Genomic DNA, 15,243 nt, shown 5'->3' on the forward strand with positions numbered 1-15,243 from the left:
GTGGGATGCAGGCCGGCGGCGGCTCCTTTGGGGTGCACCGCGGCGCCGCCGCGCCCGGCGCGGGCCGGACCGGGGCGGAAAGACCCTGCACAGGGCCGGGCGTCACCGTGGCGGAAACACGGCGGAGCGGTGCTGGACAAGGAAGACCTCCTCCGGCTTCTGACCAGCCCCCACGCTGCCACGGGCGGCCGCCGGAATGCGGGACTTCCTGCGGCGTGTCCAAAACTCCGTTCAGATGTGCCCGCGGAAGCGGCACCGGTGTGCCGGAGCGCACGGGGGACGTGGGAGCATCGACGCGTGGCTGCCGACACTGCTGATCTTCCAACCGGCCCCGGGCCGTCCCAGAGCGTCTTCGTGAAGGCGTGCCGCCGCCAGGCGGTGCCCTACACCCCGGTGTGGTTCATGCGCCAGGCCGGGCGTTCCCTGCCGGAGTACCTGCGGGTGCGCGAGGGCGTGCCGATGCTGGAGGCCTGCGCCCGCCCCGAGCTGATCGTGGAGATCACGCTGCAGCCGCTGCGCCGGTACGCGGTGGACGCGGCGATCTTCTTCAGCGACATCGTGGTCCCGCTCAAGGCCATCGGCATCGAGCTGGACATCAAGCCCGGCGTCGGCCCGGTGGTCGCCGACCCCATCCGCGACCGCGCCGGCATCGCCGCGCTGCGCCGCCTGACCCCCGACGATGTGCCCTACGTGACCGAGGCGGTGGGCGAGCTGGTGGGCGAGCTGGGCGACACCCCGCTGATCGGGTTCGCCGGCGGGCCGTTCACCTTGGCCTCCTACCTCATCGAAGGCGGCCCGTCCAAGAACCACGACCGCACCAAGGCGATGATGTACGGCGCCCCGGAGCTGTGGGCGGAGCTGATGGGACGCCTGGCCGACATCACCGCCGATTTCCTGAAGGTGCAGATCGCCGCCGGGGCGAGCGCGATCCAGCTGTTCGACTCGTGGGTGGGCGCGGTCGGCCCGGAGGACTACCGCGCCTCGGTGCTGCCCTACACCCGCCGCATCTTCGAGGCGATCGAGCCGCTGGGCGTGCCGCGCATCCACTTCGGCGTGGGCACCGGCGAGCTGCTGGGCCTGATGGGCGAGGCCGGGGCGGACGTGGTCGGCGTCGACTGGCGGGTGCCGCTGGATGAGGCGGTGCTGCGGGTCGGGCCGGGCAAGGCGCTGCAGGGCAACCTGGACCCGGCCGTCCTGTTCGCCCCCTGGGAGGTCATCGAACAACGGGCCAGGGACGTGCTGCAGCGGGGCCGCACCGCCGAGGGGCACATCTTCAACCTCGGCCACGGGGTGCTGCCGTCCACCGACCCCGACCGGCTGGCCCGCCTGGCCGACCTGGTGCACCAGGCGTCCGCCCGCTAGCGCTCAGCCGCCGGTGCGGCGGGCCCGCAGCCTGCGGCGCACCCCCAGCGCCACCACGGCGATCACCGCGATCACCGGTACGAACGGCAGCAGCAGACCGGCCAGCACCGCCACCCCGGTGGCGAGGGTCACCAGCCCCGTCCACCCCATCCGCAGGCCGCCGAGGAAACCGCCGGGCCCTGTCTTCTTCTCGGTCTCCGCGGGAGACGGGGTGACCAGCGTGAGCGTCACGGTGGCATGGGCGGTGCGGCCCCGCAGCGCCTTTTGCCGGGCCTGCAGCGCCTCCAGATCGGCCTGCCGCTGGGCGATCTCCCGCTCGACCGAGATCACCTCGCCGACGGTGTTCGCCCGCTGCATCAGCTTGCGCAGGGACGCCAGCGTCGCCTCCGCCGAACGCACCCGGCTGTCGACGTCGGCGACCTCTTCGGTGACGTCCTCGGCCTGCTGGGTCAGCGACAGCCGCCTGCCCAGCTCGCCGGCCAGCCGCTGCAGCGTGGCCGGGTAGCGGTCGACGGGGATCTTGAAGGTGAGCTCGGCGCGGCGGGCGTCGCCCGAGGTGGACTCGCGGTGCACATGGCCGCCGGCCTCCGTCACCATCTGCTTGGCCCGCTCGGCGGCCCGCTCCAGACCTGCGGCGTCGTCGACCTGCACCCGCAGTGCGGCTTCGTGGATCACCGCACGGTCGTCAGGGGCGATCTTGACCTGCTGCCCGTCCTGCCGGCCCGCGCCGCCGGCGGCCCCCTGCTCCGGCTCCCGGGAATCCTCGCGCTGCGCCTGCGCGGGCGCCCCGCCGCCCTCGGCCGTGGCGGGTCCGGCGTCATGGCCGGTGTTCTGGCTGCAGCCGGTGAGGACGCCCCCCGCCAGGAACGCGGCCAGCAGGGCGGCACAGACCGTTTTGGGTGGCATCTGGTGTCTCATGGTGGATTCGACGCGGTGAGCCGTGTCACGGACCGTCCCTTTCGGTTGCGATCGGGTCACGGGGCGGGTGCGGCCATATCACGGCCGTGCACGAGCGCCGGTCGGCCGGGGGTGGGTGGGGCAGGGGGGTCGGCGGTCGTCTGGGAAGGTAGATACCGAACCCGCAGGCCGCTCGGAAAAGCCCGCGCGGCCGTAAGGGCGCGGGCCGGGAACGAGGGAACGGACGATGAGGGAGGGCCGTGCCATGGAGCGCCCCGGCTGGACGCAAGGGCCGTCGCGGCCTCATGTCGTGGTCGTCGGCGGCGGGATCGCGGGGCTGAGCGCGGCCCGTTTCCTGGTCCACGGCGGGGCGCGCGTCACCGTGCTGGAGGGCGGCCCGCAGATCGGCGGCAAGCTGCGGGTCAGCCGGGTCGCCGGGCTGCCGGTGGACGAGGGCGCCGAGTCGCTGCTGACGCGCCGCCCCGAGGGCATGGAGCTGCTGCGCGAGCTGGGCGTGGCGCAGCGGCAGGTGCACCCGGCGGTGAGCGGCTCGGCCATCTACAGCCGCGGCGCGCTGCGCCCCCTGCCCAGCGGCCAGATGATGGGCGTGCCCGCCGACCTGCGGGCGCTGGCGGCCTCGCGGATCCTGTCCCCGGCCGCCCTGGCCCGCGCCGCCCTGGATTTGGTGCTGCCGAAGACCCCGCTGGGCTCGGACGTGTCGGTGGCCGGCTACATCGGCGCGCGCCTGGGCCCGGAAGTGGTCGACCGGCTGGTCGAGCCGCTGCTGGGCGGCGTGTACGCCGGGCGGGCCGAGGAGCTGTCGCTGGAGGCCACGCTGGCGCCGATCGCCGCCGCGGCGCGCACCCACCGTTCGCTGATCGCCGCCGTGCGCAGCCTCAACGGCGCGGCGCCCAAAGGCGCCGGCCCGGTGTTCGCCTCGCTGCCGGAGGGGATCGGAGCCCTGCCCGCCCTGCTGGCCGACTCGATGGGAACCGACTGCCGGATCCGCACCCGGGCGATGGTGCGGCACCTGGCCCGGCAGCCGGACGGCACCTGGCGGCTGACCTTCGGGTCGGCCCATCAGCCCGAACGGCTGGACGCCGATGCGGTGGTGCTGGCCGTCCCGGCGCAGCCGGCGGCGCGGCTGCTGGCCGAGGAGGTCCCGGCGGCCGCCCGGGAGCTGGCCGGGATCGAGTACGCCAGCATGGCCATCGTCACCCTGGTCTACCCGGCGGCCGCCTTCCCGCGCCGGCCCACGGTCAGCGGGTACCTGGTGCCCGCCGTCGAGGGACGTCAGGTCAAGGCGGTGACGTTCAGCTCGGTGAAGTGGCCGCAGCTGGCCGAGCAGGCCCCGGACCTGATGGTGGTGCGCTGTTCCATCGGGCGTTTCGGCGAAGAGCACCTGCTGCAGCGCTCCGACGAGGAGCTGAAGGCCGCTGCGATCGCCGAGCTGGCCCAGGTGTGCGGGGTCGGCGGGCTGCCGGTGGACAGCCGCGTCACCCGCTGGGGCGGGGCGCTGCCGCAGTACGCGGTGGGCCACGCCGACCGGGTGGCCCGCATCCGCGCCGCGGTGGCCGCCGTGCCCGGGCTGGCGGTGGCGGGCGCGGCCTACGACGGGCTGGGCATCCCGGCGTGCATCGCCACCGCGCGGGCGGCGGCGAGCCGGGTGCTGCGGGAACTGGAGAGCCGAGGAGGAAGGGACCATGACCACCGAGAACACCGAAGCGTCGAAGACGCGCGGCGCTAAGGCGCGCGACCTCAACCAGGTCATCCGCTACACCATGTGGTCGGTCTTCCGGGTGCGCCGGTCGCTGGAGCGCCCCGAGGAGGCGGCCGGGGAGGTCGAGGAGCTGCTGGCCCAGGCCGCCGGGAAGGACGTGACCACCCGTGGCGTCTACGACGTCAGCGGTTTTCGGGCCGATGCGGACTTCATGTTCTGGTGGCACGCGCCCACCACCGACGACCTGCAGGAGATCTACAGCCGGTTCCGCCGCACCGCGCTGGGCCGGTGCTGCGAGCCGGTCTGGTCGCAGGTGGCGCTGCACCGCCCCGCCGAGTTCAACAAGAGCCACATCCCGGCGTTCCTGGCCGGGGAGGAGCCGCGGGCCTACGTGTGCGTCTACCCGTTCGTCCGCTCCTATGAGTGGTACCTGCTGCCCGACACCGAGCGGCGCGCCATGCTCGCCGAGCACGGGCAGATGGCGCGCGGCTTCCCGGACGTGCGGGCCAACACGGTCGCCTCGTTCGCGCTGGGCGACTACGAGTGGATGCTGGCCTTCGAGGCCGACGAGCTGCACCGCATCGTGGACCTGATGCGGCACCTGCGCGGTTCGCAGGCCCGCCGGCACGTCCGTGAGGAGACCCCGTTCTACACCGGGCGCCGCAAGCCGGTCGCCGAACTGGTCGCGGCGCTGCCGTGACGAGCCGGCCCCGGCCATCGCAGTGACGTGGCGTAGTCGATCTGCTTCTTTAAGTAATGAAAACGTCACGTCGAGCTGTGCGGGAGGTCGCGGATCAGTAGAGTTACGCTGCGTGACTGCAAGAACACGTGGGAGACACGCAAAGCCACCTTCTCCATTGGCCGCTCGGTACGACCGCATGCTGGAGGCCGTGCTCAGCGAACGCAACCGGCGCAAGGTCGTCGCGGTCAGCGCCGCCACGGCCTCGATGCTGGTGATGGCGATGGCCGGGGGAACGGTGATATGGGCGGCGGGCGCCGGGCAGGAGCGGGCCGACGGGCTGCGACTGAACGCCGCCGCCCAGCGCGCCCCCGCCCCCGCGCCCTCCTCCTCCCCCGACCTTGGCCCAATGCCCGCCGCCAAGGCGTTCCTGCAGGCCAAAGACCCTGAGCGCAAGGTCTCCCGGCATGTGGAGGACGTCCGCCGCAGCGGCTCCTACCTGCGGGTCTACACCGACCTGAAGGAACGGGACGCCAACTCCCGCTCGGCGATCTCACTGTGCGAGTGGACGGTCGAGTACCTGCGCCGGCACCTCGGGGAGCTCGAACCGGTCGTGTTCGTGCACGCCGGGGAGAGCGACAACGGGCACGTCGTGCTGGCCAACAAGCAGAGCGCCGACGACGACTGCCGGGTCGGGAAGACCCCCTGAGCCGGGGTCACTGCGGCTCGGCCGGCTCCAAGGTCAGCGAGACGCTGTTGATGCAGTAGCGGTCATCGGTCGGCGTGCCGTAGCCCTCGCCGTGGAAGACGTGCCCGAGATGGGAGTCGCAGCGGGCGCAGCGGACCTCGGTGCGCACCATGCCGTGCGAGCGGTCCTCCAGCAGCACCACCGCGTCGGAGTCGGCCGGGGCGTAAAAACTCGGCCAACCGCAGTGGGACTCGAACTTGGTCTCCGAGCGGAACAGCTCCGCCCCGCACGCCCGGCAGCGGTAGACACCGACCGTCTTGGTGTCGTTGTACTCCCCGCTGAAGGGCGGCTCGGTGCCTCCCTCGCGGAGCACGTGGTACTCCTCGGGGGTCAGCAGGGCACGCCACTCGTCCTCGCTCCTTCGGACCTTCTCCATGCCTTCGACCGTACCCGCTGCCGCATTCGGCAGCCCTTGCGGCGTCCAAGAACGCGCGCCTCCGGCGGGTGCGCGGGAACGGAACGCCGACCGCAGGAAGAGAAGACCGCAAACGAGGAGGTGCCGGTCGCTCCCCCCAAAGCCCGGCACCTCCTCTCTCCACCGTACGAAATGTGCCGCCATCAGCCAAAACGGCCGGCGCACCCCGCCTTACCCGCCCTAGAGCCCAGGCTGGAGGTCTCCTGGGACGCCGGTCGGCAAGCTTGACCGCGGTGCCCGGGGAGCCTTGCCGGAAGCGATGCGACGACCGCCGTTGGAACGGACGTCACCTGAGGGGAACGGGATGGTCGTCGCGGCCGGTGAGGCTGTCGGGCGGTCGATGTCCGAGCTATCCGAAAGGTCGCCTATGCCCGACGGTCGTCTCGTACCCAGCCGCCGGACCTTCCTCGTCACCGCCGGGCTGGTGGCGGGCGCGGTCACCGTGCCGTCGCGCGCCGCCGCCCACGCCGCCCCCCGCAGCCGCAGCCTTCCCGCCGACCCGTTCACCCTCGGCGTCGCCTCCGGGGATCCCGACCACGACGGGTTCGTGCTGTGGACCCGGCTGGCTTTGCAGCCGCTGGCCGAGGACGGGCTGGGCGGCATGCCCTCCCGGACGCTGCCCGTTCGCTGGGAGGTGGCCACCGACGAGCGCTTCCGCCACATCGTGCGGCGCGGCACCGCGGTGGCCCGGCCGGAGGCGGCGCACAGCGTCCACGTGGAGCTGAACGGCCTGCAGCCGGGGCGCGACTATTGGTACCGCTTCCGGGTGGAGCGTTACATCTCCCCGGTGGGGCGCACCCGCACCGCGCCGCGCCCGGGAACCTTCGGCCCGGCCCTGACGATGGCGTTCGCCTCGTGTTCCAACTACGAGCACGGTTATTTCACGGCTTACCGCCGTCTGGCCGAAGAAGACCCTGACCTGGTGCTGCACCTCGGCGACTACCAGTACGAGTACCGCAAGGACACCTACGTCGCCCCCGGCGGCAACCCCCGCGACCACGAGGGCCCCGAGACCGAGACGCTCGCCGATTACCGGCGGCGCCACGCCCAGTACAAGACCGACCCCGACCTGCAGGCCGCGCACGCCGCCGCTCCCTGGCTGGTGGTCTGGGACGACCACGAGCTGGACAACAACTGGGCCGGTGAGACCCCCGAACGTCCGGAAATCCCCCAGCCGAACTTCCCAGAGCGCCGCGCCGCCGCCTTCCGGGCCTACTACGAGAACATGCCGCTGCGCCGCACCTCTGTGCCCCGCGGCATCGACATGCAGCTCTACCGGCGGATCCGGTGGGGGCGGCTGGCCACCTTCCACATGCTCGACACCCGCCAGTACCGCGACGACCAGGCCTGCGGGGACGGCTACCGCGCCTGCCCGGCCGCCTCGGACCCCGAGCGCAGCATCACCGGCCCGGAGCAGGAGAAGTGGCTGCTGAAGGGGTTCCGCGTCTCCAAGGCCCGCTGGGACGTCATCGGCCAGCAGGTCTTCTTCGCCCAGCGCGACAGCGACGCCGGCCCGCTCAAGGTGACCAGCATGGACGCCTGGGACGGCTATGTGGCCTCCCGCGAGCGCATCACCAAGGGCTGGGTGGAGGCCGGCGTCCGCAACCCGGTGGTGCTGACCGGCGACGTGCACGCCCACTGGGCCGGCGACCTCAAGCTCGACTACGACGACCCGGACTCGCCGACGGTCGGCTCGGAGCTGGTGTGCACCTCCATCACCAGCGGCGGCGACGGCGGCGACTCCGACCCCGCCGACCACCCGTTCCTGCAGATCAACCCGCACCTGCGGTTCTACAACAACCAGCGCGGCTATGTGCTGACCAAGATCACCAAGAAGAAGCTGACGGCGCATTTCAAGGTGCTGCCTTATGTGCACGCCCCGGGCGCCCCGGTGCACACCAAGGCCACCTTCGTGATCGAGGACCGGGTGCCGGGCGTGCAGCAGACCTACCTGCGCCCGGTGGAGGGCGCCTCGGCCGCCCGGGCCCAGGATCTGGGGCGGCGGACCGTGCGCGAGGAGACCGTCCGGCCCTGATCTGCGCCCCCTGCCCGAAGCCGCGGGCCGGGCCGCGGCTTCGGGCACCCGCCCCAGAGCGCGCCGGAAGCGGCCAATACGCTGGCGGCCATGCGCCGCCTGCTGCCCGAGCCCGCCGCCCGCATCGACCCCTTCGAGGAGTACGGGCGGGTCACCGGCCCCTGGCTGCGGGTCGGGATGGTGCTGAGCGCCGACGGGTCGGTCACCGACGAGCAGGGCTGGAGCGACGGCCTCGGCGGCGCCGCCGACTTTGCGGTCTTCCGGACGCTGCGCGCGCTGGCCGACGCCATCGTGGTCGGCGCCGCCACCGTCCGCACCGGCCGGGTGGGGCCCGCCCGGCTCCGCGACGACCTGCGCCCGCGGCGCGCCGCGCTCGGCAAGCGGGGGCCGGCGCCGATCGTGGTGGTCACCCGCCGGGCCGAGCTGGACTGGCGGCTGCCGCTGTTCACCGCCGCCCAGACCCCCACGCTCGTGGTGACCGCCCGTTCCGCCGCCGCCGCGGTGCCCGCGCACGTGCCGGTGATCGCCGTGGCCGAGACCGGCGAGGGCCTGGATCTGGCCGAGGCGGTGCACCGGCTGCGCGAGGAGCACGGGCTGGCGCACCTGTTGTGCGAGGGCGGCCCGCACCTGGCCGCCGCGCTGCTGCGGGCCGGGCTGGTGGACGAGCTGTGCCTGAACGTGGCCCCCACCTTGATCGGCGGGCGGCACCACACCCGGCTGCTGGCCGACCTGGACGCCCGCGTCGAGCTGCGCCTGAGCGCCGTCTACACCGCAGAGGACGTGTTGTTCCTGCGTTATCTCACCCGCCGGTAGCGCAAGAAAAGGAAACCGTCCTCCTCGTACACGCTCGCCGGCCGCATCCGCAGGGGGCGGGGGAGCGGCGGCCCGGCCAGGATGCGGGAGGGATCCCCGGCGACCAGCATCGGGCTCAGCGTCAGGCACAGCTCATCCAGCACCCCATCGGCGGCGGCGCGGGCCAGGACCGCCGGGCCGCCCTCGCACAGCAGCCGGCGGTGACCGCGGGCCGCCAGCTCTCGGACCGCCCGGGAGAAATCGATGCCGTCCTCGCCGGCCATGATCACCTCGGCGACCCGTTCGGCGGCCCGCAGCCGCTCGGGCGGGGCGGCCTGTACGGTCAGCAGGACGGTTCGTGCCTTCGGCTCGGTGAACACCGGCGAGTCCAGGTCCAGGTCGAGCCGGCGGGAGACGATGGCCAGCGGCGGGGCCTGCCCCTGCGGCCCGGGCCTGACCGGCCCGTACCCCTCGGCCCGGACGGTCCCGGCCCCGACGATCACCACGTCGGCCATGGCGCGCAGGGCGGCGAACAGCCGCCGGTCGCCGGGCGAGCCGAGCCCGCCGGACCTGCCGTCCACCCAGGCGGCGCCGTCGAGACTGGCGATCATGTTGGCGCGCAGCCACACCCCCTCGGGGGGATAGGCGTACGCCTTTTGAAGCTCGGTCGGATCGGTGGGCAGCGGGCGCACCGAACGCAGGTTAGCCGACCGAGGCAACCATCTCGCCCCGTGAAGCGTGTTCCAGATGGTGCCGGAGAGGAGAACCGTGGACGACGATGCCGAATTCACCCAGTTCGTTCAGACGCGTGGGCTGGACCTGCTGCGTTTCACGGTGGCCCTCACCGGCGACCGCGACCAGGCCGAGGACGTGCTGCAAGGGGCGCTGGAACGGCTGTATGGGCGGTGGGGCAGGGTCAAGCGGCGCGGCGATCCCGAGTGGTACCTGCGGCGCAGCATCATCAACGCGGTCCGCGACGGCTGGCGGGGCCGCCGCCGGCACCCGGAGCTGCTCGGCCTGGAGAACGAGGAGCAGCCCGCGGACTCGGCCTACCTGCCCATCGATGATCTGCTCACCCGGGACGTGGTGCGCAAGGCGCTGGCCGCGCTGCCGCCGCGACAGCGGATGGTGATCGCGTTGCGCTACTGGGGCGGCTACACCGAGGTCGAGACCGCCCGCCTGATGGGCACCTCGGTGGGCACGGTCAAAAGCCAGGCGCACCGGGCGATGCGGGAGTTGCGGGCCCGGCTGGCCAGGACCGAGAGCGCGCGGGGGACGAGACGATGAGCAATTGGCACGATCCGCACCGTCGCCGCGAGCCCGATGATCCGTGGGAGGGCGGTCCGGCCTGGCGGCGGGATCCCGGTGCGGGCGATGAGCTGCCGGAGCTGATCCGCCGGTCCATCGACGAAGAGCTCAAAGGCCTGGTGTTCCCGGGCGCGATGGCCCAGCGGGTGATCCACGGGAGCCGGGCGCGCCGTCCCTGGGGCCGCGCCCATGCGGCCCTGCTGATCGGGGTGACCGTGGTCTCGTGCGCGGGAGTGGTGGGCGGCGCGGCCATCGTGCCCGCCCTGCTGTCCCAGGGGTCCGGCGCCCCCCGCCACGACGGCCCCTTCAGCGCCGCGCCCAGCGTCGTGGTGAGCGCGTCCGCCGAACCCGCCCCAAGCCGCATGGTCGACGTGGGGTACGTGCCGCGGGGATGGCGCCGGGTTCCGCTGCGCGGGGACGAGGTGAGGCGTATACCGGCGAGGCTGTTCGCCGGCCCGGGGGAGGAGCTGCTCTGGGCCGTCCGTTACGAACGGCTGCACGGGACGCAACAGGTGCTGATCATCCGAGCGGCGCTGGTCCGTGACGGGCTCGGCACCTACGGCGGTGCGGAGGAGCGCGACGGCGCGCTGCTGAAGCCCTATCGGGTTCCCATGGGGCGGGCGCTGGCCGTTGCGCCGGTGAAGGGCTCGCGGGCGCACGAGGCGCGGATCTACTGGGAGCCCAAGGAGGGGCTGCTGGTCATCGTTCAGGCGTTCCGGATGCCGTCCGCCGAATTGCGCAAGGTGATCTCCGGTATGCGCGTGACCGCCTGATCTTCTCGGTCTGCTCCCGACGTTTCCTTGCTCCGGCGGCCGGACTGGAGCAAGGAATGTGTTTTGCACATCCTGTGCACCTTGCATGACAAAATGCACAACTTTGCCCCAAGGGCTTCCCCTCGCCGTCTGAGTCCGTAGATTTCTTCTAGATCTTGAAAGGTTGATGTCAAAGGATCACCTGGCGGGAGGGGGCACCGCCCAGGGGAGGGGAGAGCGATGCGTCCAAGGCCTCTCTTGCGACGTGCGGCGGTCGTCGTGGCGGCTCCGCTGGCACTGCTGGGGCTGATGACACCGCCGGCCCAGGCCCGGCAGAGCACCGCGGCCCAGCCCGGTGCGCGGCAGGTGCATCTTCAGGCGCCGCGGGTGCAGGCCCCGGATTTCACCACCGCGGCCAAACGGGCCGTCGCCAAGGCGCTGCCCGGCCATGCGCTCAGTGAGCGCTTCACCTACAACGTCACCTCCTCGCTGCGGCGTTCCCTGAAGGTCCGGGTCGAGCTCGCCGCGTTCCGCGGCAAGGGCCGGGTGATCCTGCTGGCCCGCAGCGTCGGCGCGGCGCGGGAGGTCACCCGCGCCCAGCAGCAGCCCGGAAGTCGGATCCTGGCCGAGCCGACGGTGCGCCGCCCCGGCGCCGGCGCCCGCAAGGCCCTGCTGACCACCACCGCCGACGCCGCGGGACCGGGGCTGACCATCCTGTCGTGGAGCGAACGGCGCGGCGTCAACTACCAGATCTCCGTCAGCGGCCGGGTGAGCCGGGCCGACCTGGTGCGGCTGGCGCAGGCGCTGCCCCGGGACGACACCAAGGTCTCCAAGAAGGTCCGCTCGCTGGTGGCCAAGGCCAAGCCGCCGGTCGACAACGGCGCCGACGCCACCGGCCCCGGCAAGGGCGGGGTCGGCGCCCAGGGGACCGGCAACAAGTGGGTGGACGGCGTGGGCATCGCCACCAACGACCTGGGCGATGAGGCCACGCTGTGCAACGGCTGCACCTACTGGAGCGGCAACTACGCCGGGATGATCCAGTACTTCCTGTACGCCGACAACAGGATGAGCCGCTCGTCGATCGACTGCATGTTCGGCAGCCAGACCGCCTCGGCGGTGGCCTCCTGGCAGGCCGCCCGCGGCCTGGCGGCCGACGGGATCGTCGGTCCCAACACCCGCGACCGCATGGACAACAAGTTCAGCATGATCGCCGACCACGTGGTCAACTATGTGGGCACCAAGTACATCCTGACCTTCGAACGCAGCGGCGGCGGCTTCTACTACTACGGCGACACGGGCATCAGCTACGGCTACAGCGGCGGACGCCTGAAGGACTGCTGATCCGCCGGCTGCGGCCCCGTCCCCTCGGCGGGGACGAGGCCGGCGCCTTGCGGCCGGCCGGGCGCGTCCCGGCCGGTCACAGCCGGCGCAGCACCATCATCGAACGGCCCGCCACCTCGATCACATCGGCCGCCTTGGCCGTGCGCACGCCCTCCTCGCCGCCGGGCGGGAAGTCGGCGGTGTCCAGCAGGTGCTCCCACCGCTCCCCGAACTCCGGGCCGGGCAGGGTGAACTCCACCCCTTGCGAGTGGGCGTTGATCAGCAGCAGGAACGAGTCGTCGCGCACCCGCCGGCCGCGCGGATCCGGCTCGGTGATCGCGTCGCCGTTGAGGAAGACCCCCAGCGACTTGGCGTAGCCGGCGTGCCAGTCGGAGTCGGTCATCTCGGTGCCCGCCGGGGTCAGCCAGGCGATGTCGCCGAGCTCGCCGTGGCCGCCGCGGCCCTGGAAGAACCGCCGCCGCCGGAACACCGGGTGCTCGCGCCGCAGCCGCGACAGCGTCCGGACGAACTCCAGCAGGTCCTCTTCGGCGTTGTCCCAGTCGACCCAGGAGACCTCGTTGTCCTGGCAGTAGGCGTTGTTGTTGCCGCGTTGGGTGCGGCCCAGCTCGTCCCCGTGGGAGAGCATCGGCACCCCTTGCGACAGGAACAGCGTGGCCAGGAAGTTGCGCCGCTGCCGGGCGCGCAGCCGCAGGATCTCCGGGTCGTCGGTGGGGCCCTCATACCCGCAGTTCCAGGACCGGTTGTCGTCGGTGCCGTCCCGGTTGTCCTCGCCGTTGGCCTCGTTGTGCTTGTGGTTGTAGGACACCAGGTCGGTCAGCGTGAACCCGTCGTGGCAGGTCACGAAGTTGATCGAGGCGATGGGACGGCGGTTGCCGTGGGCGTACAGGTCCGAGGAGCCGGTCAGCCGGGAGGCGAACTCCGGCATCGCCGCATACCCGCCGCGCCAAAAGTCCCGCACCGTGTCCCGGTACTTGCCGTTCCACTCGGTCCACAGCGGCGGGAAGTTGCCGACCTGGTAGCCGCCCTCGCCCACGTCCCACGGCTCGGCGATCAGCTTCACCTGGGAGACCACCGGGTCTTGTTGCACCAGGTCGAAGAAGGCCGCCAGGCGGTCCACATCGTGCAGCTCGCGGGCCAGCGCCGAGGCCAGGTCGAAGCGGAACCCGTCCACGTGCATCTCCAGCACCCAGTACCGCAGCGAGTCCATGATGAGCTGCAGGGCGTGCGGGTGCCGCACGTTCAGGGAGTTGCCGCAGCCGGTGTAGTCCAGGTGGTAGCGCTTGTCGTCATCGCGCAGCCGGTAGTAGGCGGCGTTGTCGATGCCGCGGAAGCACAGCGTCGGCCCCAGGTGGTCGCCTTCGGCGGTGTGGTTGTAGACCACGTCCAAGATGACCTCGATCCCCGCCTTGTGCAGGGACCGCACCATCGCCTTGAACTCCAGCACCTGCTCGCCGAGCTGCCCGGAGGAGCTGTAGGCGTTGTGCGGGGCCAAAAACCCGATGGTGTTGTAGCCCCAGTAGTTGGTCAGCCCCCGCGCCACCAGCGCGTGCTCGGGGACGTTCTGGTGGACGGGCATCAGCTCCACGGCCGTGACGCCCAGGTCCAGCAGATGGTCGATCATCGCCGGGTGGGCCAGCCCCGCGTACGTGCCCCGCAGCTCCTTGGGGATCGCCGGGTGCCGCATCGTCAGGCCCTTGACGTGGGCCTCATAGATCACCGTCTCGTGGTAGGGGATCTTGGGCGGCCGGTCGTCCCCCCAGTCGAAGAACGGGTTGATCACCACGTTCTTGGGCATGTAGGGCGCGCTGTCGTCGGTGTTGAGGGCGTCCGGGTCGTCCAGCCGGTAGGAGAACAGCGACTCGTGCCAGCGCACCTGCCCCTCGATCGCCTTGGCGTAGGGGTCCAGCAGCAGCTTGGAGGGGTTGCAGCGGTGCCCGTTGCGCGGGTCGTAGGGGCCGTGCACCCGGTACCCGTACCGCTGTCCCGGTCCTATGCCCGGCAGGTAGCCGTGCCAGACGAACCCGTCGGTCTCGGGCAGGTCCACCCGCGTCTCAACGCCGTCCTCGTCGAACAGGCACAGCTCCACCCGCGAGGCCACTTCGGAGAACAACGCGAAGTTGGTGCCCGTCCCGTCCCAGGAGGCGCCCAGCGGATAAGCCTCGCCCGGCCACACCTCCGGCATGCTGTCCTCTCCTCGGCTCACCTGGCAACAGCCCCCGATTGTTCCCTACCCGGCCGGCGCTCATGGCCGGTGTGCGGGAACACACCTGTTTACCGCACGGTAGGGAAATCCGCCTAAACCGCGCTTAAGTTGCTTTTCTTCTCTCTCTGGCTCCCCGGGAAACTCCTGGGTCACATGTGACTCGCGTTTTTCGATCTTCTCGGGCGGAAGGCGTCCGTCGCCGATGAAGTCCGCTTCGAAAAAGCGCCGGGATGGGGCGTGCGGCAATGGGCAACCGGCTGTGCTTTCACAGCGTCCCATGTGTGGCAGATCACATCAGCGACCCCAGGAGTACGGCCATGTATCCACCGTCCCGACCACGCCCCACCCCCGACCCCAAGAAGGTCACCGGCCTGGGCTGCCTGGGATGCCTGGGCATGCTGGTCCTGCTCGTCGCCTGCGGAGCCGTCCTCAACGCGGTCGATCCCCAGCCCTCGCCCACCTCGACCGACCGGGCCGCCGCCACCCCGGCGGCCACCGCCTCCGCCGTCACGCCCACCGTCACCCCTGCCGCCACTCCCGTGCCCGCCCCCACCGCGGATCGGGCCGCCCGCCTCATGTGCGCCTACACCGTCCGGGCCGGGGCGCTGCGCCGCGCCGGATGGACCGGCAAGGCCGAGACCGCGCTGGACAAGGCGATGGACGCCGCGTCCCTGTCCCGCCACCCGGAGGTCGCGGTCCTGGCGGGCCGGACGGACGGCACGTTCGCCAGACGGGCCGGGGTCTGGTGCAGGGTGAACCTGCCGGACGTCACCGCCTCCCCGGTGCCCGAGCGGCCCACGCCCGCCAAGACCACCCGGCGTCCGGCGCCCCGGCCGGAGAACCGGCCGGAGAACCGTCCGGCCCTCCGCACCGTCCGGCCCGGGGCGTTCTGCTCGCCACCGGGAGCGACCGGCATCTACAACGGGCGCATCTACACCTGCAAGGGACCGGGGCAGCCGCGCTGGCGGCGCTGAACGCGCATGGGGGGAGG

General features: G+C 72.1%; 14 protein-coding genes. 10 read left to right on the forward strand and 4 right to left on the reverse strand.

Annotated elements, in window-relative coordinates; all coding sequences use genetic code 11:
• Window positions 1–297: 297 nt before the first annotated feature.
• The gene (hemE, locus tag BUE48_RS08790) at window positions 298–1,362 is read left to right on the forward strand and encodes a uroporphyrinogen decarboxylase (protein ID WP_012852121.1); all 1,065 of its coding nucleotides are present in this window, start codon (window positions 298–300) and stop codon (window positions 1,360–1,362) included.
• A gap of 3 nt (window positions 1,363–1,365) precedes the next feature.
• On the opposite strand, the gene BUE48_RS08795 is transcribed toward hemE, so the two are convergent.
• Window positions 1,366–2,268, reverse strand: coding sequence for a DUF4349 domain-containing protein (locus tag BUE48_RS08795; RefSeq protein ID WP_012852122.1), 903 nt, complete (start codon window positions 2,266–2,268; stop codon window positions 1,366–1,368).
• Between the two features lie 256 nt (window positions 2,269–2,524).
• On the opposite strand from BUE48_RS08795, the gene hemG reads away from it, so the two are divergent.
• From hemG to BUE48_RS08810, 3 genes are all read left to right on the forward strand, one after another.
• Entirely contained in the window at window positions 2,525–4,006 is a 1,482-nt protein-coding gene (gene hemG / locus BUE48_RS08800; protein ID WP_286989666.1) for a protoporphyrinogen oxidase, read from the forward strand.
• A complete protein-coding gene (gene hemQ / locus BUE48_RS08805; protein ID WP_286989610.1) occupies window positions 3,963–4,679 on the forward strand; it encodes a hydrogen peroxide-dependent heme synthase in 717 nt (238 codons plus the stop codon). Before hemG ends, hemQ begins: the two co-directional genes overlap by 44 nt.
• A gap of 157 nt (window positions 4,680–4,836) precedes the next feature.
• Entirely contained in the window at window positions 4,837–5,367 is a 531-nt protein-coding gene (locus BUE48_RS08810; protein ID WP_041439441.1) for a hypothetical protein, read from the forward strand.
• Between the two features lie 7 nt (window positions 5,368–5,374).
• On the opposite strand, the gene msrB is transcribed toward BUE48_RS08810, so the two are convergent.
• A complete protein-coding gene (gene msrB / locus BUE48_RS08815) occupies window positions 5,375–5,782 on the reverse strand; it encodes a peptide-methionine (R)-S-oxide reductase MsrB (RefSeq protein ID WP_012852126.1) in 408 nt (135 codons plus the stop codon).
• Between the two features lie 406 nt (window positions 5,783–6,188).
• Between msrB and BUE48_RS08820 the strand changes: the two genes are divergently transcribed.
• Together BUE48_RS08820 and BUE48_RS08825 are read left to right on the forward strand one after the other, a co-directional pair.
• Complete coding sequence (locus BUE48_RS08820; RefSeq protein ID WP_286989611.1) at window positions 6,189–7,856, forward strand: alkaline phosphatase D family protein; 1,668 nt, start codon at window positions 6,189–6,191, stop codon at window positions 7,854–7,856.
• A gap of 90 nt (window positions 7,857–7,946) precedes the next feature.
• Entirely contained in the window at window positions 7,947–8,669 is a 723-nt protein-coding gene (locus BUE48_RS08825) for a dihydrofolate reductase family protein (protein WP_012852128.1), read from the forward strand.
• On the opposite strand, the gene BUE48_RS08830 is transcribed toward BUE48_RS08825, so the two are convergent.
• Window positions 8,651–9,340, reverse strand: coding sequence for a pyrimidine reductase family protein (locus tag BUE48_RS08830; protein ID WP_012852129.1), 690 nt, complete (start codon window positions 9,338–9,340; stop codon window positions 8,651–8,653). The genes BUE48_RS08825 and BUE48_RS08830 overlap by 19 nt on opposite strands.
• A 76-nt stretch (window positions 9,341–9,416) precedes the next feature.
• Between BUE48_RS08830 and BUE48_RS08835 the strand changes: the two genes are divergently transcribed.
• The 3 genes from BUE48_RS08835 (at window position 9,417) to BUE48_RS08845 (ending at window position 12,049) form a co-directional block, all read left to right on the forward strand.
• Window positions 9,417–9,935 (forward strand): SigE family RNA polymerase sigma factor, encoded by a 519-nt coding sequence (locus tag BUE48_RS08835; RefSeq protein ID WP_012852130.1) that lies wholly within the window; start codon window positions 9,417–9,419, stop codon window positions 9,933–9,935.
• The gene (locus BUE48_RS08840) at window positions 9,932–10,729 is read left to right on the forward strand and encodes a hypothetical protein (protein WP_286989612.1); all 798 of its coding nucleotides are present in this window, start codon (window positions 9,932–9,934) and stop codon (window positions 10,727–10,729) included. The genes BUE48_RS08835 and BUE48_RS08840 overlap by 4 nt, the downstream gene beginning before the upstream one ends.
• A gap of 237 nt (window positions 10,730–10,966) precedes the next feature.
• Window positions 10,967–12,049 (forward strand): peptidoglycan-binding domain-containing protein, encoded by a 1,083-nt coding sequence (locus BUE48_RS08845; protein ID WP_041439443.1) that lies wholly within the window; start codon window positions 10,967–10,969, stop codon window positions 12,047–12,049.
• Between the two features lie 76 nt (window positions 12,050–12,125).
• Here BUE48_RS08845 and glgX read toward each other — a convergent pair whose 3' ends face one another.
• The gene (glgX, locus tag BUE48_RS08850) at window positions 12,126–14,231 is read right to left on the reverse strand and encodes a glycogen debranching protein GlgX (protein WP_012852133.1); all 2,106 of its coding nucleotides are present in this window, start codon (window positions 14,229–14,231) and stop codon (window positions 12,126–12,128) included.
• Window positions 14,232–14,569: 338 nt separating this feature from the next.
• Here glgX and BUE48_RS08855 point away from each other — a divergent pair, with 338 nt between their 5' ends.
• Window positions 14,570–15,226: a hypothetical protein gene (locus BUE48_RS08855; RefSeq protein WP_286989613.1), complete on the forward strand. Its 657-nt coding sequence runs from the start codon at window positions 14,570–14,572 to the stop codon at window positions 15,224–15,226.
• The last annotated feature ends 17 nt before the right edge of the window (window positions 15,227–15,243 follow it).

It is taken from the genome of Thermomonospora sp. CIF 1 (assembly GCF_001896795.1).
In the GTDB taxonomy this organism is placed as follows: Bacteria; Actinomycetota; Actinomycetes; order Streptosporangiales; family Streptosporangiaceae; genus Thermomonospora; species Thermomonospora curvata.